1 protein-coding gene is annotated in these 668 nt (G+C 50.0%); it reads left to right on the top strand.

The genetic code is table 11. From position 1 onward, the window contains the following. The coding region (locus tag T260_RS136450) for an IS1634 family transposase (protein WP_023633368.1) at nt 1-540 on the top strand (540 nt) is incomplete at its 5' end. Nucleotides 541-668 lie beyond the last annotated feature (128 nt).

The raw sequence follows: 668 nt of genomic DNA, 5'->3' as shown, positions 1-668 counted from the left end.
GCGGAACCCGAGGTGGAGACGCTGTATTTCTTGCACCTTGACGTCGAATTCGACCAAGACGCGTGGGAACAGGCGAGACGGAAAGCGTCCCGGTTTGTCCTTGTCACGACCGTTCCGAAGGAATGGAAGGGCCAACCCATGGATGCCCAAGAGATCTTGAAGCTGTATAAAGGGCAGATCTCGGTGGAAATGAACTTCGCTTTTTTGAAAGATCCGTTTTTCACGGATGAGATTTACGTCAAAAAACCAGAACGGGTCGCAGTATTAGGCTATTTGTTTCTGTTGGCCTTGGCTATTTACCGCGTTTTTCAGCGCCGAGTGCGTCAGTTTATTACTCCAGAACACCCGTTGAAGGGTCCTGGAGGCCGCAAGCTGACCCGGCCGACGGGACAGGCGATTTTTCAGCTGTTTCCATATGTGAACGTCGTCCTGTTCAAGCTGCCGGATGGGCGCATCCAACGCTCACTGGATCGCTCCCTTACCCCTGATCAGCGAAGGATTCTGCAGGGATTGGGCATGGATGAGAGCATCTACGTGTAACGTGATACGGAACGACCAGCGATGGTAAAAAAAGGATTGCCATCGCTCGTTGTGTTGGTCAAAAAGTTATTCTGAAAAACTAAATAAAAAATCCTTTGTTTTGACCTTGTTAGGGTGCGAAATGTGAG

The organism is Geobacillus thermopakistaniensis, from assembly GCF_000498995.1.
GTDB lineage: Bacteria > Bacillota > Bacilli > Bacillales > Anoxybacillaceae > Geobacillus > Geobacillus thermoleovorans.
This window is presented reverse-complemented; position numbering and strand designations above follow the sequence as displayed.